The sequence below is a fragment of the Micromonospora sp. WMMA1998 genome, from assembly GCF_027497375.1.
Taxonomy (GTDB): Bacteria; Actinomycetota; Actinomycetes; order Mycobacteriales; family Micromonosporaceae; genus Micromonospora; species Micromonospora sediminicola.
Genome location: NZ_CP114911.1, coordinates 3444037 through 3463727, shown reverse-complemented (window position 1 = coordinate 3463727; position 19691 = coordinate 3444037). Strand labels below are relative to the sequence as shown.

15 protein-coding genes are annotated in these 19691 nt (G+C 73.0%); 11 read left to right on the top strand and 4 right to left on the bottom strand.

Annotated elements, in window-relative coordinates:
- Window positions 1-6: 6 nt before the first annotated feature.
- Window positions 7-2388 (bottom strand): M28 family peptidase, encoded by a 2382-nt coding sequence (locus O7600_RS15525; RefSeq protein ID WP_281588020.1) that lies wholly within the window; start codon window positions 2386-2388, stop codon window positions 7-9.
- Between the two features lie 297 nt (window positions 2389-2685).
- Between O7600_RS15525 and O7600_RS15520 the strand changes: the two genes are divergently transcribed.
- From O7600_RS15520 to O7600_RS15490, 7 genes are all read left to right on the top strand, one after another.
- On the top strand, window positions 2686-3897 hold the full coding sequence (locus O7600_RS15520; RefSeq protein WP_281588018.1) for a fused response regulator/phosphatase: 1212 nt from the start codon (window positions 2686-2688) through the stop codon (window positions 3895-3897).
- A gap of 28 nt (window positions 3898-3925) precedes the next feature.
- The gene (locus O7600_RS15515; protein ID WP_281594169.1) at window positions 3926-5695 is read left to right on the top strand and encodes a sensor histidine kinase; all 1770 of its coding nucleotides are present in this window, start codon (window positions 3926-3928) and stop codon (window positions 5693-5695) included.
- Window positions 5692-6144, top strand: a complete 453-nt coding sequence (locus O7600_RS15510) for a response regulator (RefSeq protein WP_091569521.1) — start codon at window positions 5692-5694, stop codon at window positions 6142-6144. Before O7600_RS15515 ends, O7600_RS15510 begins: the two co-directional genes overlap by 4 nt.
- Window positions 6137-6946 (top strand): inositol monophosphatase family protein, encoded by an 810-nt coding sequence (locus O7600_RS15505; protein ID WP_281588016.1) that lies wholly within the window; start codon window positions 6137-6139, stop codon window positions 6944-6946. The genes O7600_RS15510 and O7600_RS15505 overlap by 8 nt, the downstream gene beginning before the upstream one ends.
- 191 nt (window positions 6947-7137) lie before the next feature.
- On the top strand, window positions 7138-8181 hold the full coding sequence (locus O7600_RS15500) for a hypothetical protein (protein ID WP_281588015.1): 1044 nt from the start codon (window positions 7138-7140) through the stop codon (window positions 8179-8181).
- 36 nt (window positions 8182-8217) lie between these two features.
- Window positions 8218-9771 (top strand): fused MFS/spermidine synthase, encoded by a 1554-nt coding sequence (locus O7600_RS15495; RefSeq protein ID WP_281588012.1) that lies wholly within the window; start codon window positions 8218-8220, stop codon window positions 9769-9771.
- Window positions 9772-9842: 71 nt separating this feature from the next.
- Window positions 9843-11483, top strand: coding sequence for a serine/threonine-protein kinase (locus O7600_RS15490; protein WP_281588010.1), 1641 nt, complete (start codon window positions 9843-9845; stop codon window positions 11481-11483).
- A 74-nt stretch (window positions 11484-11557) separates the two neighbouring features.
- On the opposite strand, the gene O7600_RS15485 is transcribed toward O7600_RS15490, so the two are convergent.
- Together O7600_RS15485 and O7600_RS15480 are read right to left on the bottom strand one after the other, a co-directional pair.
- A complete protein-coding gene (locus O7600_RS15485; protein ID WP_281588009.1) occupies window positions 11558-12226 on the bottom strand; it encodes a TrkA family potassium uptake protein in 669 nt (222 codons plus the stop codon).
- On the bottom strand, window positions 12216-13550 hold the full coding sequence (locus tag O7600_RS15480) for a potassium transporter TrkG (RefSeq protein WP_281588008.1): 1335 nt from the start codon (window positions 13548-13550) through the stop codon (window positions 12216-12218). The genes O7600_RS15485 and O7600_RS15480 overlap by 11 nt, the downstream gene beginning before the upstream one ends.
- A gap of 106 nt (window positions 13551-13656) precedes the next feature.
- On the opposite strand from O7600_RS15480, the gene O7600_RS15475 reads away from it, so the two are divergent.
- The gene (locus O7600_RS15475; protein ID WP_281588007.1) at window positions 13657-14775 is read left to right on the top strand and encodes a glycerophosphodiester phosphodiesterase; all 1119 of its coding nucleotides are present in this window, start codon (window positions 13657-13659) and stop codon (window positions 14773-14775) included.
- Window positions 14776-15213: 438 nt separating this feature from the next.
- On the opposite strand, the gene O7600_RS15470 is transcribed toward O7600_RS15475, so the two are convergent.
- Complete coding sequence (locus O7600_RS15470; protein ID WP_099163587.1) at window positions 15214-15444, bottom strand: winged helix-turn-helix domain-containing protein; 231 nt, start codon at window positions 15442-15444, stop codon at window positions 15214-15216.
- A gap of 279 nt (window positions 15445-15723) precedes the next feature.
- Between O7600_RS15470 and O7600_RS15465 the strand changes: the two genes are divergently transcribed.
- The 3 genes from O7600_RS15465 (at window position 15724) to O7600_RS15455 (ending at window position 19648) form a co-directional block, all read left to right on the top strand.
- Window positions 15724-16029, top strand: coding sequence for a DivIVA domain-containing protein (locus tag O7600_RS15465; protein ID WP_281588004.1), 306 nt, complete (start codon window positions 15724-15726; stop codon window positions 16027-16029).
- On the top strand, window positions 16026-16283 hold the full coding sequence (locus tag O7600_RS15460; RefSeq protein ID WP_281588002.1) for a hypothetical protein: 258 nt from the start codon (window positions 16026-16028) through the stop codon (window positions 16281-16283). Before O7600_RS15465 ends, O7600_RS15460 begins: the two co-directional genes overlap by 4 nt.
- Before the next feature lie 89 nt (window positions 16284-16372).
- A complete protein-coding gene (locus tag O7600_RS15455) occupies window positions 16373-19648 on the top strand; it encodes a VWA domain-containing protein (RefSeq protein WP_281588000.1) in 3276 nt (1091 codons plus the stop codon).
- The last annotated feature ends 43 nt before the right edge of the window (window positions 19649-19691 follow it).

The following is a 19691-nucleotide window of genomic DNA, read 5'->3' as shown; positions in this document are numbered from 1 at the left end:
GAAAAATCAGAGCGGGTACGTGCGCGCCACCGCCAGCATCTCCGAGCTGTGCGAGCCGACCACGCCCACGTCCGCCGGCCGGGCCCGGAACCCGGGCAGCGCGGACAGCCCGTCGCTGGCGTCCATCGCGCGCAGGTTCACCGGACCGTCGCCGGTGGACGCCAGCGTCAGCGTCACCTCGACGCCCTCCGGCGGCGGGGCGTGGAAGACGATCCCGAAGCCCCACCGGCCCTCGCGCGTCTTGACCGGCACCTCCCGCCCGGCCACCGACGCGGCCCGCACGGTGGCGGTGGTGGTGTCCACGTGCAGCGTCAGCAGCCGCACCGGCCGCTGCGGCGTGACCCGTACCCGCAGTGTCCGCTGGTCGCCGGCACGGGTGTCGGCGAGCGTCTCCAGCTTCGGCGCGGGCAGGGACGCCGCCTGCGCCGGCCCGGCCCGCAACTCGCCGTCGCCCAGGCCGGGGAAGTCGTCGGCGACCGAGACGCTCCGGTCGACGTACCCGTCGGTCCAGGGCTGCGGCGCCTCCTCGTGACTGAGCCAGGCCGCCTTGCCGGTGCCGGCGTCCAGCGCGTACATCAGGTGGGTCGGCACGGGGTGGTCGGCGTCGAAGCGGTCCACGGAGAGGCCGACCCCGGCGAGCACCACCGCGGCCAGCGCGGCGGCCGTGGCGGGCAGCGCGCCGAGCCGGCGGGCCCGCAGCGCGAGCAGGCCCCGCTGGCCGCCCGCCCGCGGGTGCAGCAGGTCCACCACGGGCAGCGCGGCCAGGCCGAGCAGCACCGCGACGAGCGCGGCGACCGCGCCCATGCCCATGCCGAGCGCCGGGAAGAGCAGCACCACCGTGGGCAGCAGGATGACCACGGCCACCGCGGCGGCCAGCGTCACCGCGACCACCGGCCACGGGCCGTCGCGCCGGGTGGCCAGCGCGGCGAGGCCGGCGACCGCGCCGGCCAGCGCCGGCAGGGTCGTCAGGTACGCCCCGCCGGGCACCAGCATGGCGAGCAGCACCCCGAACAGGGCCAGCCAGGTCAGCCCGCCGAACGCCAGGGCGGCCGGGCCGACCCGGCGGCGGCTCAGCGCGTACCAGCAGAGGAGCACCGCGGCGGCGAGCGCCACCACGGCGAGCCGGTACCAGACCGGACGGTACGGGTCGAGCAGCTCCGCATAGCCGGGGCGGACCGTGGTGATCGCGGTCCAGAGCAGCCAGGCGCCCACCGGGGCCACCACGAGCGGCACCAGGGTCAGGGCGACGCCGGCGGCGAGCGTGCCGGCGGTGGCCCGCCCGCGGCGGCGCAGCAGCCAGCCGAGCGCGCCGACCGCGAGCAGCGCGACCACGGCCAGCGGCAGGGTCAGCCAGCCGGGATAGCGGACCAGACCGCCGGGCACCGGGAAGTAGGTGTCGTCGTGGCCGGAGCGCAGGTCGCCCAGGTCGGTGCGGCCGAACTCGCGGGCCAGGCCGAGCGCGTTGTCGCCGTGCATCTGGAGGCTGCCCCGGTCCATCCGGGCCGGCACGTCCAGCGGCGTGTGATAGATCGCCCCGCCGTCGATGTAGGCGGAGTTCAGCCCGACGAACTTCTGGTCGAGGAACGCGGTGAAGTCGGTGTCGTTGGGCAGCGCCCGGTAGATCTCCACCGCGAACGAGGTGCCCACCGGGTGCGGGACGGCCCGACCGAAGACGTCCACCAGCTTCGCGTTGTTCCGTGAGGTCTCGAACATGATCACCGGGCCGGTGGAGCCGCGCGCCTCCAGGTTGAGCACCACCCCGCCGTCGGCGGCCAGCGGGTGGTCGGCGGCGAAGCCGGCGGCACCGCACAGGCACGCCTCCTCCGCGTCGGTGAGCACGAAGACCACGTCGTTGCGGGGGCGCGGGCCGGTGGTCAGCGCCCGGGCCACCTCCAGGATGGTGGCGGTGCCGGCGGCGTCGTCGTTGCCGCCGGGCCCGGTCTGCACCGAGTCGTAGTGGGAGACGAGGAAGACCCGGCCCGTCGGGTCGGTGCCGGGGAGCCGGGCCACCACGTTGCGGACCCGGGCCAGCGTCGCCCCGCCGGCCGCGCCGCTGAGCTGCCCGGCCTCCGGCGCGACCGCGTCCTGCACCTGCGTCTCCAGGCCCAGCCCGCGCAGCGTGCCCACCAGGTGCTCGCGTACCCGGTCGTTGGCCTCGCTGCCGGCCACGTGCGGCCGGGCGGCGATCACCTCGACGTTCCGGTACGCCCGGGCGGCGCTGAACTCGTCGGCCGGCGCGCTCGCCGGGCGCGGCGCCGGGGTGGACAGGTCGAGCAGGACGCCCGCCCCGACGGCGAGCAGCGCGACCAGCGCGGCGACGGCGGCGGGCAACCGGCGGCGCGGCTTGGCCAACGCCCGGTCGGCGGGGCGGGTGGGGGGTGCGCCCACGGGGACTCCTCGGGGTGGATCTACGGGGGTGGGCATCATCCTGCACCCCCGGGCCTCGCGACGGCACCACCCGGTCGGTGCCTTGCCGCCCTGGCACCGCTCCCGGCGTAACATCGGGGGTCGGCCGTGCCGCTGTCCGGGTGGAAGAGGTTCACCGCCGACCGATGCCGACGGCGGTCGTGTGGTGTGCGACCGTTTGTCTTAGCCTGGATCGCCCACGGCGCCCGGAAGGAGCCCGACATCACCAGCGAACTCCCGCGCCTCGCGGCGGTGACCCGGCCGCACGGGGGGAGCAGCGTGCCGGGTTCCGTCGTCGTGCCCCGGGCCGGCGCGGGGCTGCACGGCGGCCTCCCGCCGGGCGAGCGGCTGCGGGTGCTGCTGGTCGAGGACGACGAGGGCGACGCCTTCCTGGTCGGCGAGCTGCTCGCCGAGACCAACTCGATGATCGACCTGCTGGTGGCCACCAGCCTCAGCGAGGCCCGGCAGCGGGTGATGGGCGTGGACTGCGTCCTGCTCGACCTGGGCCTGCCGGACGCGCAGGGCCTGGACGGGCTGCGCCGGGTGCTGGAGATGGCCAGCGGCGCCGCGGTCTGCGTGCTGACCGGCCGCTCCGACGAGCACCTGGGCATCGTGGCGGTCGCCGAGGGCGCGCAGGACTACCTGGTCAAGGGCCAGGTGGACGGCGTCCTGCTGACCCGGGCGCTGCGCTACGCGGTGGAGCGCAAGCGGGCCGACGAGAACGCCCGCCGGCTGCGTGAGGTGGAGCTGCGTCAGGCCGAGTCGGCCCGCCTGGAGCGCGGCCTGCTGCCGCAGCCGCTGATGACCACCGACGAGGTCGCGGTGCACACGTTCTACCGGCCCGGCCGGCACGCCGCGCTGATCGGCGGCGACTTCTACGACGTGGTGCAGACCCGGCCGGACCGGATCGACCTGATCGTCGGCGACGTCTGCGGCCACGGGGTGGACGAGGCGGCGCTCGGCGTCGAGCTGCGCGTCGCCTGGCGGGCCCTGGTGCTGGCCGGGGTGCCCGACGACGAGGTGCTGCCCGCGTTGGAGCAGGTGCTGATGAGCGAGCGCCGGCTCCAGGAGATCTTCGCGACGGTGGCGACCGCCCGGCTCGACCTGGCGTCGGCGCGGGCCACCGTCCGGCTCGCCGGCCACCCGCCGCCGCTGCTGCTCAGCGGCGGTAAGGTCGCCCCGGTGCCGGCCAAGGGTGGCCTGCTGCTCGGCGTCCGACCCCGTCGCCCCGTCGCGTTCGACCTGGAGTTCGACACCGACGACTGGTCGCTGCTGATGTACACCGACGGCCTGATCGAGGGCCGGGTCGACGGCGGCGACGAGCGGCTGGACGTGCCGGGTCTGACCGATCTGCTGTCCGACCCGGCCAACCGGGCGGTGCCGCTGGCCGAGCTGCCCGCCTGGCTGGTCGGTCGCGCCGAGCAGATCAACGGCGGCCCGCTGGCCGACGACGTGGCGATGCTGCTGGTCACCCGCGGTGGCGGCCGGTGAACCTGAGGAACGAGCGGAAGTGGGATCGGTGAAGGCGTACCAGCAGGGGTGGACCCTGCGGCGGCGGGTGGTCGCGCTCCTCGGCGTGGTGCTGGTGCTGCTGCTCGGGCTGGCCGCCGCGGAGGCGGCGGTCGCCGCGAAGAACCGGCAGAACATCGACGCGGTGCTGCTCAAGACCGGCCCGCTGCGGGTCCAGGCGCAGGAGCTGATGAGCGCGCTGCTGGACCAGGAGACCGCGGTGCGCGGCTACGCGGTCAACGGCGACCGCAAGGACCTGGCGCCCTACCAGGAGGGCCTGAAGCGCGAGCAGGGCCTGGTCGCGTCGATCCGTGACCTCTCCGCCGACTACCCGGGCGTACGCCGCGAGCTGACCGTGATCGAGCAGCAGGCGGCACAGTGGCGGGCCCAGGTGGCCGAGCCGGTGATCGCGACCACCGAGCGCAGTGGCCCGTCGGCCGGGCAGGCACTGGTCACCGACGAGACCCGGCGGCAGTTCGACGGGATCCGGGCTTCGGTGAACACGCTTCAGGACGAGATCCTGACGGTTCGGCAGGCGGCCGCCGACCGGGTCAACGCCACCAGCAACGCGCTGGTCGTGCTGCTGATCATCGCGGCCCTGGTGGTGGCGGTGGCCGGGGCGGTCATGCTGCTCTCGCTCGACCGGATCCTGATCCGCCCGCTGGCCGGCCTGGTGAGCCAGGTGCGGGAGGTGGCCGAGGGCGACTACCAGCACCACATCGAGGGGTCCGGCCCGCCCGAGTTCCGCCGGCTCGCCGACGACATCGACCTGATGCGGCAGAAGATCGCCCAGGAGCTGGACGAGGTACGCCAGGCGCGGGAACGGATCGAGTGGGTCAACAGCCAGCTGCAGAAGCAGGCCGAGGAGCTGACCCGCTCCAACCGTGACCTGGAGCAGTTCGCGTACGTGGCCTCGCACGACCTGCAGGAGCCGCTGCGCAAGGTGGCCAGCTTCTGCCAGCTCCTCCAGCGGCGCTACGCCGGGCAGCTCGACGAGCGGGCGGACCAGTACATCGCGTTCGCGGTGGACGGCGCGCAGCGGATGCAGCGGCTCATCAACGACCTGCTCGCGTTCTCCCGGATCGGCCGGATGACCACCGGCTTCACCGAGGTCGACCTGAACAAGGTGATGGGCGACGTGGCCGGGCAGACCGAGGCGGCCCGGCAGTACGCCGACGCGGAGCTGACCTGGGACGAGATGCCGACGATCCGCGGCGAGGAGCCGCTGCTGACCAACCTGCTGGCCAACCTGGTCAGCAACTCGGTGAAGTTCCGCCGCCCCGACGTGACGCCGAAGGTGCACGTGTCGGCCCGGCTGGTGGACGGCGAGTGGGAGATCAGCTGCCGGGACAACGGCATCGGGATCGAGCCGGAGTTCGCCGACAAGATCTTCGTGATCTTCCAGCGGCTGCACTCCAAGGACGCGTACCCGGGCACCGGCATCGGGCTCGCCATCGTCAAGAAGATCGTGGAATATCACGGCGGTCGGGTCTGGGTGGACACCGACGCCGAGGTGGGCACGACGATCCGGTTCACGCTGCCCGCCCTGGAGGCCGACCTCGAGGCGGCCCGGGCGGCCGACGAGGCCGAGGCCGACGAGGCCGCCGAGGCGACCGAGCCGGTGGAGGGGTCGACCGGGGACGGGGCGTCGACCGGCGAGGGCGTCGAGGACGCCGCTCCCGAGGCCGCCACTCAGTCGGACGGCCCGGTACGCGAGGAGTCGCCCGCACGGGCGGACGGACACGGTACAAACGGTGGCATGAAGGAGACGGTGGGATGACCGCGCCTGCGGACGGCAAGAGCCCGATCGAGGTCCTGCTCGTCGAGGACGACCCGGGCGACGTGCTGATGACCCAGGAGGCGTTCGAGGAGCACAAGCTCCGCAACCGCCTCACCGTCGTCTCCGACGGCGCGGAGGCGTTGGCCTACCTGCGTCGCGAGGGCCAGTACGCGGACGCGGTCACCCCCGACCTGATCCTGCTCGACCTCAACCTGCCCCGCCGGGACGGCCGGGAGGTGCTGGAAGAGATCAAGAAGGACGAGGAACTGCGCCGGATCCCGGTGGTGGTGCTCACCACCTCGCAGGCCGACGAGGACATCCTGCGCAGCTACCAGCTGCACGCCAACGCCTACGTGACCAAGCCGGTGGACTTCGAGCGCTTCATCTCGGTGGTCCGCCAGATCGACGAGTTCTTCGTCAGCGTGGTCAAGTTGCCGCCGCGTGGCTGACCCGCTGCTGGACGACGTCGCCGCGCTGCTGCGGGAGGCCGCGGCCGACGTCGTGGTGCCGCTGTTCCGCCGGCTCGACGCGTCCGACATCTCCGAGAAGGCGCCCGGCGAGGTGGTGACCGTCGCCGACCGCGAGGCCGAGAAGCTGATCTCCGAGGGGCTGCGGCGGCTGCGCCGCGGCTCGGTGGTGGTCGGCGAGGAGGCCGTCGCCGACGATCCCGACCTGCTGCGGCACCTGCACGGCAGCGGTGACGTCTGGCTGGTCGACCCGGTCGACGGCACGTCCAACTTCGCCGCCGGCCGGCGGCCGTTCGCGCTGATGGTGGCGCTGCTCACCGACGGCGTACCGGTGGCCTCCTGGGTCTACGACCCGCTGGACGGCACGATGGCGGCCGGCCGGCTCGGCGCGGGCACGACGCTGGACGGCACGCCGGTGCGGGCCGCCGGGTCGGCGCCGGAGGCGGGCGCGCTGCGCGGCACCGCGATGACGAAGTTCCTGCCGGCGGACTTCCGCCGCGACGTCGAGGCGGGCGGTCGGCGGCTCGGTGAGCTGTTGCCCGGCCAGCACTGCGCCGGCCGGGAATACCTGGACATCCTCACCGGCGCCCAGCAGTTCGTGCTGTTCTGGCGCACCCTGCCCTGGGACCACACCCCCGGCACGCTGCTCGTCCGGGAGGCCGGCGGGGTGGCCCGCCGATTCGACGGCACCGACTACCACCCGGCCGACGAAGGCCGGGGCCTGCTGGTCGCCGCCAGCGAGGAGATCTGGGACGAGGTGTACGCGGCGCTGCTGGCCCGCTGATCGGCGTTGGGCGACGACCGCGGCACGCTGCGTCGACGTTACGCGCTCCGCGCCCTCGCCGGCCTGGCGCGGGGCGCACGGTCCGGTATCGTGACCGGCGGTTTCCGCCAGCAGGCCGCCGCCCGGCGCCGGCGGAGACGCCGCCGCGCACGGTCGACTCGGGGGGCCGGCGGTCGACGGAAGGACCAACAGTGCCCAGGACCAGGCTCACCGGCCGGCGCGTCCGCCGGTCGTTGCTCGCGCTGCTCGCCGCGACGGCCGTGCTGCTCGGCGCCGGCAGCCTCGCCGTGGCCGGCCCGGCCGCCGCCGCGCCGAGTCCGAACGCCCCCGACGAGGGCGACAGCAAGCAGTTGCGGGCGGCGCTGGAGGCCGCGGCGAAGGGCCACATCGACGCCAAGAACCGGCTGGACAACTCCAAGCGCCGGCAGGCCGCGCTGGCCACCCAGCTCAAGGACACCGAGGCGCGCCTCGTCGGGTTGACCGCGCAGGCCGGTGAGGTGGCCGTGCAGTCCTACCGGCTGGGTCGGCTCAACGAGGCGTCGATGCTGCTGGCCAGCTCCGGGCCGGACGACTTCCTGAAGCGGGCGGCCGAGCTGGACACGATGGCCCAGCGGGACAGCAAGCGCCTGGGTGACCTCGCCCGGGCCAAGGCCGAGGCGGCCGAGTCGAAGCTGGCCATCGACGCCGAGGTGCGCGAGCAGCAGAAGCAGGTCGCCGTGCTGGCCCGCAAGAAGAAGGACGCCGAGGTCGCGCTGGCCAAGGTCAGCTCCGGGGCCGGCTCCGGCTTCAGCGGCGGTTCCTCGTCGGCCAAGCCGGCGCCGCGCAACTCGGACGGCTCGTGGCCGTCGGAGTCGTGCTCGGTGGACGACCCGACCCCCGCGTCCGGCTGCATCACGCCGCGCACGCTGCACATGCTCCAGCAGGCCAAGGCCGCCGGCTACAAGCGCTACGCGTCGTGTCACCGAAGCGGCGGGGGCGGCGAGCACCCCAAGGGCCGGGCCTGCGACTTCGCCGCCGCCACCGACGGGTTCGAGGACAAGACCGCCACCGGTGGCGACAAGGCGTACGGCGACAGCCTCGCCGCCTGGGCGAAGAACAACGCGAACCGGCTCGGCATCATGTACGTGATCTGGTACCGCCAGATCTGGATGCCGAACACCGGCTGGCGGGCGTACAGCGGGGGCGGCAGCCCGGCCGCCGACCACACAAACCATGTTCACATCTCGATGTACTGACCCGGCGGCCCAGGAACGCTGCGTACCATCGCGACGGTGAGCAGCACATCGTCCGACGTCATCACCGAGCCGACCGCCGACGCGGCGGCCCCGCCGCGGGCCCTGCCGAACGGGCTCGCCGCGTTCCTGGTCTTCCTCTCCAGTGGTGCGGTGCTGGTGCTGGAGACCGTCTCGCTGCGCCTGGTCGGCCCGTACGTCGGGGTGACGCTCCAGGTGACCAGCTCGGTCATCGGCATGGCGCTGGCCGCCATCGCGTACGGGGCGTGGATGGGCGGGTGGCTCGCCGACCGGCGGGACCCGCGCACCCTGATCGCCCCGGCGCTGGTGCTGGCCGGCATCGCCACCGCGGTCACCCTGCCGATCGTCCGCTACGCCGGTGAGGTGCTGCGCGGCGGCGCGGCGAGCGCGGTGCTCCTGCTGACCGCGGTGACCGTGCTGCTGCCCGCGGCGCTGCTGGCCGGGATCACCCCGCTGGTGGTGAAGCTCCAACTCGCCGACCTGCGCCGCACCGGCCAGGTGGTCGGCAAGCTCTCCAGCATCGGCACGCTGGGCGGCATCACGGCCACGCTGGGCACCGGCTTCATCCTGGTCGCCGCGCTGCCCAGTTCGGTGATCGTGCTGGCGCTGGCCGCGGTGCTCGGGGTGACCGGCTTGGCGCTCGGGTTCTGGCTGCGGCGACGCTCCGGTGGCGGGCCGTCGGCCCCGGGGCGGGCCAAGGCCGCGCTCGCGCTGCTCGGCCTCTCCGCCGCCGGGCTCACCGCCGCCGCGCCGAACCCGTGCGACGTGGAGACCGCCTACCACTGCGCGCGGGTCGAGGTGGACCCGCAGTGGCCGGCGGGGCGCACGCTCTACCTCAACTCGGCCGAGCACTCCTACGTCGACCTGGGCGAGCCGACCCACCTGAAGTACGCGTACACGCAGTGGATCGGCCTGGTCGCGGACCTGGCCCGGCCGGCGCGGCAGCCGATGGACGCGCTGCACCTGGGCGGCGGCGGCTTCACCGTGCCGCACTATCTGGCCGCGACCCGGCCGGGCACCGACAACCTGGTCTTCGAGCTGGACGGCGGCCTGGTCGACCTGGACAAGCGGGAGCTGGGCCTGCGCACCGGCCCGCAGCTGCGCGCCCGGGTCGGTGACGCGCGGGTGCTGCTCGGCGGCGAGCCGACCGACAGCCGCGACCTCATCGTCGGGGACGCGTTCGGCCACCTGGTGGTGCCCTGGCACCTGGCCACCCGCGAGATGGCCGCCGACATCCGGCGGGTGCTGCGCCCGGACGGCGTCTACGTGCAGAACGTCATCGACTACCCGCCGGACCGGTTCATCAAGGCCGAGCTGGCCACCGTCTCGGCGGTGTTCGAGCACGTCGCGCTGATCGCCCCGCCCGGCGCGGTCGCCGGTCGGCAGGGCGCGAACTTCCTGATCATCGCCTCGGACGCGCCGCTGCCGCTGGCCGGGATCCCGAACGGGCTGAAGCTGCTGCCGGAGCCGGCCGAGCTGCTCGACGAGGCCCGCACCGCCGAGTGGGTCGGGGACGCGCAGGTCCTCACCGACGACTACGCGCCGGTGGACCAACTCCTGGCGACCGCCTGAACGGGTGACTTTCCTGACCGATTCCGACCGCTCAGGTGTACGAGGGTCGACTTCGGGCAACAGGACCGACCATGGGTGGACCGGTCAGGAACGGCGTGCAACTCCTCGGCGAGCGCTACCGGCTCGTCGAGCAGTTGGGCGCCGGTGGCATGTCGGTGGTCTGGCGCGGCTACGACGAGGTGCTCGGCCGGCAGGTGGCGGTCAAGGTGCTCGCCTCGCGGCTGGCCAGTGACAAGGCGTTCCGGCACCGGATCCGCGTCGAGGCGCAGGCCGCCGCGCGGCTCTGCCACCCCAACATCACCAACGTGTACGACTACGGCGAGTCGATCCAGGTCGGGTTGACCGTTCCGTACGTGGTGATGGAGCTGGTCGACGGCGGCCCGCTCAGCGGCCGGCTCGGCCGGGACGGGCAGCTCCCCTGGCGGGAGGCCATGACGATCGGCGCGGAGGTGGCCTCGGCGCTGGCCACCGCGCACGCCCGGGGCGTGGTGCACCGGGACGTGACCCCGGGCAACGTCATGCTCACCCCGACCGGCGTGAAGGTCGTCGACTTCGGCATCTCGGCGCTGGTGGGGGAGAGCGACAAGGGGCCGGACGGCGCGCTGCTCGGCACGCCCGCCTACCTGGCCCCGGAGCGGCTGGACAACGGGCACGTCTCGCCCGCCACCGACGTGTACGCGGTGGGGCTGCTGCTCTACCGGATGCTCACCGGCCGGCTGCCGTGGCAGGCCAGCACCACCACCGAGATGCTCCGCGCCCACATGTACCGGGATCCGGACCCGATGCCGCCGGTGCCGGGGCTGCCGGCGCAGGTCGCCGAGCTGGTCCAGCGTTGCCTGGCCAAGCGCCCCGAGGACCGCCAGCTGACCACCGAGGTGGCCCGGACCCTCGCCGAGGCGGCCGGCATCGCGGCGGTCGTACCGGTGTCGCCGGCGTTCGGCCGGGTCGACCCGGCGCTGATGGAGAACGCCGGCACCACGATCCTGCCGTGGTCGGCGGAGACCGACGCGCTGCCGTTCTCGGTGGTCCGCACCCGGACCCGGCGGGCCGCGGTGCGGCGGCGCCGGGTGGAGGCCGGGGTGGCCGCCGCCGGCCTGATCGCGGTCACCGCCACGCTGTGGGGTGTGACGTCGCGAAGCCCGGCCAGCGGCGGCGTCGAGCCGACCGAGGCGCGGATGGGACTGCCCGAGCCGACCCCGTGCGCGGTCGACTACTCGCTGCGCCGCGACACCGGCAAGGACTTCTCGGCCGAGCTGACGGTGACCAACACCGGCACCCGCGAGCTGCGCGACTGGACCATGAGCTTCAGTTTCCCCGGCAAGCAGGCGATCACCACGGCCCAACCTCCGGTACGCCAGGTGGGGCGGACCGTGTCGGTCACCGCCCCGGCGGCGACTCCGGTGCTGGCGCCGGGCGCGTCGACCAAGCTCACGCTGGCCGGGCGCTACAGCGGGAGCAACACGCTGCCGGTGGAGTTCATGATCGGCGGACGCACGTGCGGGGTGCAGGTGTCGGGCATCGCCGGGTCGGTGCCGATCACCGTCGCGCCGACCACCAAGGCGCCCGCCAAGCCGGCCACCAAGCCGGCCACCAGGAGCACCGCCAAGACGACCGCCAAGGGCGGGACGGCGAAGGCGAAGCCCGCGCCGAAGCCGAAGGCCGAACCGGCGAAGCCGAAGGGCAAGGGTGGTCCGAAGGGAAAAGGGAAGTAGACCGGCCGAAGGGGGGTGAGCACGGCAAGGACAAGGACAAGGGCAAGGGTCCGAAGGGCCCGAAAGGGTGACGGTCAGGCCAGCGCGGCGAAGCGCTGCACCTGGGCGATGCTGCCCTCCACGATGAGCACGCTCTCCGGCTCCAGCACGGTCTCCGGCCCGGCGTAGCGGAACGGCTGCCCGGGCTGCTTGGCGCCGACCACCATCACGCCGTACCGGTCCTGCGGGGCCAGCTCGCGCAGCGAGCGCCCGACCAGCGGCGCAGGCACCCGGATCTTGGCGATGGCGAAGTCGTCGCCGAACTCGATGAAGTCGAGCATCCGGCTGACGATCAGGTGCGCCACCCGCTCGCCGGTCTCCGCCTCCGGGAACACCACGTGGTGCGCGCCGACCGAGTGCAGGATCTTCGCGTGCTTCTCCGAGGTGGCCCGGGCCCAGATCTGCGGTACGCCCAGCTCGGTCAGGGCCAGCACGGTGAGCACGCTCGCCTCGACCGACGCGCCGATGGCGACCACCACCCGGGGGAAGTCGGCCATGCCGAGCTGGCGCAGCACCGCCTCCTCGGTGGCGTCGGCCTGCACCACCCGGTCCAGCTCACCGGACCAGCGCTGGACCCGCTCCGGGTCGCGGTCGACGGCCAGCACCTCGTGATCGAGCCGGGCCAGTGAGCCGGCCAGGTGACAGCCGAACCGGCCGAGGCCGATCACGGCGACGCCGGTGTCCTCGGAACGTCTAGCCGACAATGGGTTGCTCCTCCGGGTAGCGGTACAGGCGTCGCCGGGTGTTCAACGCGATCGCGGACCCGAGGGTGAGCGGGCCGACCCGGCCGATGTACATGAGCGCGATCAGCACGTACTGCCCGGACGGCGGCAACTGCTGGGTCAGGCCGACGGTGAGCCCGGTGGTGCTGAACGCCGAGGTGACCTCGAACAGCGCGGCGTAGAAGCGCACGTGCGCGGTCAACGCGATCAGGCCGACCGTGCCGGCGGTGACCAGCGCGACGCTGAGCAGGGCGACCGTCAGCGCCTGCCGCTGGCTGGCCGAGGCCACCCGGCGGTGCCCCACCGTGGTGTCCGGTTCGCCGCGCAGCTCCGCCCAGATGGCGAAGCCGAGCAGGAAGAACGTGGAGACCTTGATGCCGCCGGCGGTGCTGGCGCTGCCCCCGCCGATGAACATCAGGCCGATGAACATCGGGTAGCTCTCCTCGGTGAGCCGATCCACGTTGATCAGGTCGAAGCCGCCGGTGCGGCTCAGCGCGACCTGGCCGAAGGTCGACAGCACCTTGCCCGGCACGTCGTAGGTGCCGATCGTGTACGGGTTGCCCCACTCGGCCAGCAGCAGGTAGCCGAAGCCGACGGCGATGAGCACCAGGCTGCCCCAGACGGTCAGCTTGGTGGCGACCGCCCAGCGCGTCGGCCGCCGCCACTCCCGGGTGGCCTCAAAGAGCGCCGGGAAGCCGAGGCCGCCGATGATCGCGCCGGCGCAGAGCGGCAACGTCACCCAGGGATCGCGGGCGAAGGCGACGAGACCGTCGGAGTAGAGCGTGAAGCCGCCGTTGTTGAACGCCTGGACCGAGTGGAACACGGCGGACCAGGCCGCCCGCCCGGGCGCGTAGTCGTAGACCAGCCACAGCCGCCCGCCGACCACGGCGGCCACCAGCGCCTCGGTGACGAAGACGGTGGCCGCGATGCGGAGCAGCAGCCGGCGCAGGTCACCGAGGCCGAACTCGGCGGTCTCGGCCTGGACGAGCAGCCGGTTGCGCAGGCCGAGCTGACGGGAGACCGCGAGGATCACCAGCGACGCGCCGGTCAGGATGCCCAGACCGCCGACCTGGGTGAGCACGGTGATCGTCACCAGCCCGAAGTGGTTCCAGTAGTTCGGCGTGTCGGTGACCGTCATGCCGGTCACCGACACCGCCGAGGTGGAGGTGAACAGCGCGGTCTCGAACGAGGTGTAGCGCTGCTCGCTCGTGGCCCAGGGCAGCATGAGCAGCCCGGTACCGACCAGGATCACCACCAGGAACCCGAGCGGCACCAGCCGGACGGGCTTGCGGAGCAGGCGGCGCACCACGTCATCTTCCGTCCGGAGATTCACCAACAGGTCAGGAACCGACCAACTGGCGGTCAACCACAACCGGTCTGCTGTGCGTACCCATCGACGACAGGAGACGGCGTTGCGACGTACCCTTTCCGCCCTCGGCGTGGCCGGCGCGCTGCTCGCGGCGGCGGCCGTGGTGGTGCCGGCCGTGGCCGCCCAGGCCGGCCCGGACCACCACGCCGAGCGCCCGCGCGCCACCCAGCGGCCGATCGTGATCGGTCACCGAGGTGCCAGCGGCTACCGCCCGGAGCACACCCTGGAGGCCTACCGGCTCGCCATCCGGCAGGGCGCCGACTTCATCGAGCCGGACCTGGTCTCGACGAAGGACGGCGTGCTGGTCGCCCGGCACGAGAACGAGATCTCCGGTACGACGGACGTGGCGGCCCACCCCGAGTTCGCCGCCCGCAAGGCGACGAAGACCATCGACGGGGCAGCGGTCACCGGCTGGTTCACCGAGGACTTCACGCTGGCCGAGCTGAAGACGCTGCGGGCGAAGGAGCGGCTGCCGCTGGTGCGGGTGGCCAACACCGCGTTCGACGGCAAATTCGAGATCCCCACCTTCCAGGAGGTCATCGACCTGGCCCGGGCCGAGTCCAAGGCGCGGGGCCGGACCATCGGCGTCTACCCGGAGACGAAGCACCCCACCTACTTCGCCTCGATCGGGCGGTCGCTGGAGGAGCCGCTGGTCGCGGTGCTCCGGAAGAACCGGCTGACGCACCGCAACGACCCGGTCTTCATCCAGAGCTTCGAGACCGCCAACCTGCGCAAGCTCGACACGATGACCGACGTGCGGCTGGTCCAGCTGATGGACGCGGCCGGCGCGCCCTACGACTTCACCGCCGCCGGTGACCGCCGGACCTACGCCGACCTGGCTACCGCCGCCGGCCTGGCCTGGGTGTCCCGGTACGCCGACGGCGTCGGCCTGAACAAGAACCTGATCGTGCCCCGGGACGCCGCCGGCCGGCTGCTCGCGCCGACCTCGGTGATCCGGGACGCGCACCGGCTCAAGCTGGTGGTGCACGCGTGGACCTTCCGGGCCGAGAACCAGTTCCTGCCGGTGGACTTCCGGATCGGCGCCGACCCGAACGCGCGCGGTGACATCACGTCCGAGTACGAACTCTTCTTCGACCTGGGCCTCGACGGCGCGTTCGCCGACCAGCCCGACACGGCGGTCGCCGCCCGCGCCGGTCGCTGACGCCCGCTCACCCGTCGGGGTGCCCGCGTTCGCGCGGGCGCCCCGACGTGCCCCCCGCCTGCCGCGTTCGCCCGCCCGCCTGCCGCGTTCGCCCGCCCGCCTGCCGCAGTCGCCCGCCTCGCGCCGCTGCCCGCTGCCCGGGGGAGGCGGCAGCGCTTGCCAGCGCCTTTAGAGCTGATAGCAGATTCAACTCACCCCCCGCCGGCCGCCAGGCCCCAGCGTTAAGAGGGGGCCCTTCCTCTACCGCAGGCGTTAATAAGGGGCCCTTCCTTACACCTGGGGCACGCCGCCTCGGGCGGGGTGATGAGTCGGATCTGTTATCAGCTCGAAAGGCGGCGGGAGGGCGGTGACCCTCTCGACGACTACAAACTTGATGACGTGGGTGGATCGGCTGGGCGTGAGTCGGTCACGTCATCAAGTTTGTAGTCGGCCTGAGGGCTACTGTCCCGGTGGCTCGGCGACGTAGGTGCCACGGCCGGGCTGACCGGTGATCAGCTCACGGTCGTGCAGCAGGGACATCGCGCGATAGGCCGTGTTGATGTGGACGCCGTAGGTCTCGGCCAGTTCGCGGGTCGAGGGGAGCTTGTCGCCGGGCTTCAACTCGCCGCTCCTGATTCTCGCGGCGATGTCGTTGGCGATCAGGCGGAAGGGCGCTTCGGCTGTGGGCATGGTGAGGACTCCGGTTGGTTCGGCGAATCCGATCCTGCCCTACCTGCACAAGTAACTGCAACAGGTTGCGAACACGTCGACAGTGGAGGCTCGCGCAACACCAGTTACTGGTGTAGGTTGAGCCCTGTCCGGCTCCGGTTGGTTCGGCAAACCGCGGGGTCGGACCCGGATTGGGCTCCGGGGTCGTACCGCCGAACGAGGCTGCGGTCACGGGGCCGGCGGCCCGCCCGCGTCCCCTGTCTGCGGGTGGGCCGCCTCCACGGCTGGTGAGGAGGATTCGTGCGCAACGTGCTGCACCTGTTCCATCCGGCCCGGCGACCTCGTGGGGGTCGGGCGCCGAACGAGGGCTGGTACCGCTCGGAGTCGTGCCGGCCGCTGAGCGTCGGGCAGGTCCGTGAGCGACGGTTCCGCACCGTGCGGCGCGGCGGTCTCGACCCGGCGGAGGTGCACGCGTTCCTGCACCGGGTCGCCGGCGACCTGGCGCTGGCCCGGCACGACGCGGCCCGGTGCGCGGAGGAGAACACGCGGATCAAGCGGGCGCTGCGGTCCTGGCAGTCCCGGTTCGCGCCGGGGGCGTACCGGTGAGCCGGCAGCGGTTCGTCGTGCACCTGCCGGTGCGCGCGGCCGACCTCGACGGTGCCCGAGGGTTCGCCCGGGCCATCTGTCGCGCGCTCGGCTTCCTGGCCGACGTCGAGCGGGCCGGGACGTCCGTGTCGCGGGAGGACGAGCAGTCCGTCCGCCACTGGGTCTGGTGCGACCGGGTGCTGGACGGCGGCCGGCGCTGCCCCCGAGCTGCCGATCATGCCGGTGCCTGCGGGCGAGGCGACCAACATTCATGATCGGCGAAGCCGGACAAGAAAAGGACATTTCGCCCAATAATGGCGTGGCCGTCTGCGACAAGGGGCAGGCGCTTCACGGGGGATTGTGAATGTCCATTCTCAGAACCACACGAGTGCGGCGGTGGTGGTGTGCGGCCGCCGCCGCGACCCTGGTGGGTGGCCTGCTGCCGTTGGTCGGCCCGCAGGGGCCGGCCCGGGCGGCCGACGCCGACAACGCGACGCTCGTCGTCAACAAGGGTGGCGACCGCGTCGGCGACCAGACCGTCGGGCCGCTGGCCGGGGCCACGTTCGACTTCTACGCGGGCGTCAGCGGGACGCGTCCCGCGCCGGGCGCCACCCCGGACGCGTCCTGCACCACCGACGCCAGCGGCAGGTGCGCCGTGGACGTGCCGGGGCGCACCGGAACCAACCAGGGTTACTGGATCATCGAACGCAGCGCGCCGGACGGCTGGCGGGTCGTCGACAGCCTGGTCACCGGCAACGGGACCAGCGCGCCGTTCCAGTCCACGCCGTACAACGGCGTGTTCACCGGGGCCGTGGCCAACAACCAGACGTACACCTTCCCGGTGGAGACCACCGGGAACACCAACCGGACGGCGCGCGGCCCGGTGTGGGCCGACGAGCGCGACAACCCGCCGCTGCCCGGGTCGTGCGGCCTGCACGTCGCGCTGCTGATCGACGTGTCCGGTTCCATCCGGCCCGACCTGCCGGTGGTCAAGAACGCGGCGAACGGCTTCGTCGACGCGCTCACCGGCACGCCGTCGGAGATCGCGCTCTACACGTTCGCGACCGACGCCACCGCGGTGCTCAACCCGACGCCCGTCTCCGACCAGGCGGGGGCGGACACGGTGAAGACCGCGATCAACGGCCTCACCGCGGGCGGCACCACCAACTGGGACCAGGGTCTCTGGCAGATCGCCGCGGCGCCGTTCGACTACGACGCCGTGATCATCCTGACCGACGGCAACCCCACCGTGTACGGCCCGCCGCCCGTCCAGGGATCCGGCAGCTACACCCGGTTCGTGGAGGTGGAGAACGGTATCTTCTCCGCCAACGCGGTCAAGGCGAAGGGCACCCGGGTGGTCGCGGTCGGCGTGGGCGCCGGCGTCTCCGGCGCTCCGGACAACCTGATCGCGATCTCCGGGCCGGTGGCCAACTCGGACTACTACCAGACCGACTACGACCAGCTCGCCGCCGTGTTCCGGGAACTCGCCCTGGAGAACTGCCGCGGCACCGTCAGCGTGGTCAAGAAGGTGATCCCGCCCGGTGGCGGCGACCCGTTGCCGGCCGGCGGCTGGACCATCTCCTCCGGCAGCACCGGCGTGACGCCGCCGAGTGCGGTCACCGACACGTCGACCGGAGCGGTCAACCTCGCCGTCGACCTCGGCGGGCAGACGAGCCGCGCGGTGGCCATCGCGGAGACCCCGCAGTCCGGCTTCACCCTGGTCCAGCAGGAGGGGGTGAATGCCACCTGCACGGCCAGCGGCCAGCCGGTCCTGGTCACCAACGACGGGGACTTCGGGTTCAACGTCAACGCGCTCGCCAACGACGCCGTCGCCTGCGTGATCCTCAACCAGGCCGAGGTCGCCCCGGCCACCGTGGTGGTGAACAAGACCTGGGTGATCAACGGGCAGACCTATCCGGATCCGGAGCAGGGAACCTCCTTCCAGGCCGCGCTGGTGCTGCCGGGCATCGACCAGCCGGCGTGGGGCGTGGAGTACCACGACTACCAGGTCGGGCAGTCGATCGTCGTCGACGAGAACATCACCGCGTTGCCGCCGGGCTGCACCAACACGGCCAGCGGCGACCTCGGTGAGCAGACGCTCGCCGCCGGCACCAACACCTTCCAGATCACCAACACGGCGACCTGCGAGACGCAGTTGGCCCTGGTCAAGTCCGTGCGGAACCCGTACGGCGCGCCGGAGCCGCCGCCCACGGCGTGGGACCTGACCGCGTACGGGCCGAACGGGTTCACGGTGAAGAGCGGTGACCCGGCCCGCCCGGTCGTCGAGGACGCCGTCTACGCCCTCGGCGAGAGCGGTGTCCCCGGCTTCACCCAGACCGTGGTGCAGGGTGCCGTGATCGTCCCGCCCGCCACCGGCAGTTGGAGCTGCGCGCTGCGGCAACGGGACGGCTCGGTGGGCAACCCGGGCTTCGACGGCACCGACGGCCGGGTGTCCGTGCAGATCGGCCAGACGGCGGTCTGCACCGCGGTGAACGAGGCGCAACCCGCCCAGCTCACCCTGGTCAAGGAGGTGCGCAACACCCACGGCGGCACCGCGAAGCCGACCGACTGGGTGCTGAGCGCCACGCCGCCGGCCGGTGCCGCCACGCCTGTCACCGGTCGCAGCGGTGAGCCCGCGGTGACCAAGGCGGCGGTGACCCCGAACGTCGGCTACACGCTCGCCGAGAGCGACGGCCCGGCCGGGTACGAGCAGGTGGGCACGCCCACCTGCGTGCTCACCGGCACGTCCACCCCGGTCGAGACGCCGGACAACGTGCTGACACCGACCTTCGGGCAGGACGTCACCTGCACGTTCGTCAACGCCGACGTGCCGGTGCCGCCGGCCCCCGGCCGGGTCACCCTGGTCAAGGAGGTGCAGAACACCTTCGGCGGCACCGCGAAGCCGACCGACTGGGTGCTGGGCGCCACCCCGCCCGACGGCTCCGGGGCGGACCCGGTCAGCGGTCGCAGCGGTGAGCCCGCCGTCACCGACGCACAGGTGGTGGCCGGGGTGCCGTACGCCCTCAGCGAGAGCGGCGGACCGGCCGGGTACGAGTTGACCGAGCTGCGCTGCGTCTTCAACGACACCGGCGAGCCGGCGCCCACCCCGGACAACGTGCTGACCCCGGCCGCCGGTCGTGCCTACACCTGCACCTGGCGCAACGGGCAGCTCGATCCGGGCGGGACCTACCTGACGCTGGTCAAGAAGGTCTGGGGCAAGGCCGCCCCGACCGAGTGGACGCTGAGCGCGACGCCGAACAACGCGGCGACGCCGATCAGCGGCACCTCCGGCAGCCCGGAGGTCACCATGGTCCGGGTGCAGGCCGGCGTCGGCTACCGGCTCACCGAGTCAGGCGGCCCGAAGGGCTACCAGGAGGCCGGGGCGCCGGAGTGCGTGCTGACCGGCACCGACACCCGGGTGCCGGTGGTGGACCGGGTGGTCACCCCGGCCCAGGGGCAGGACGTCACCTGCACCTTCGTCAACCGGATGGCGGAGAAGCCGTTCCCGCCGTTCCACCCGGGCAAGCACCTGCCGGTCACCGGTATGAAGCTCACCGGGGTGATCGGTGGCGGCGCGCTGGCGGTGACCGCCGGCGTGGTGTTGACGGTCCTCGGATGGCGGCGACGCCGATCGGTGTGACGAAGGACGGTCGGCCGGTGAACGGCTGACCGTGACGGCCCGG

Coding starts and splice junctions, on each gene's coding strand:
- O7600_RS15490 (WP_281588010.1), top strand. CDS start 9,843: ATGGGTGGACCGGTCAGGAACGGCGTGCAACTCCTCGGCGAGCGCTAC.
- O7600_RS15455 (WP_281588000.1), top strand. CDS start 16,373: ATGTCCATTCTCAGAACCACACGAGTGCGGCGGTGGTGGTGTGCGGCC.
- O7600_RS15470 (WP_099163587.1), bottom strand. CDS start 15,444: ATGCCCACAGCCGAAGCGCCCTTCCGCCTGATCGCCAACGACATCGCC.
- O7600_RS15510 (WP_091569521.1), top strand. CDS start 5,692: ATGACCGCGCCTGCGGACGGCAAGAGCCCGATCGAGGTCCTGCTCGTC.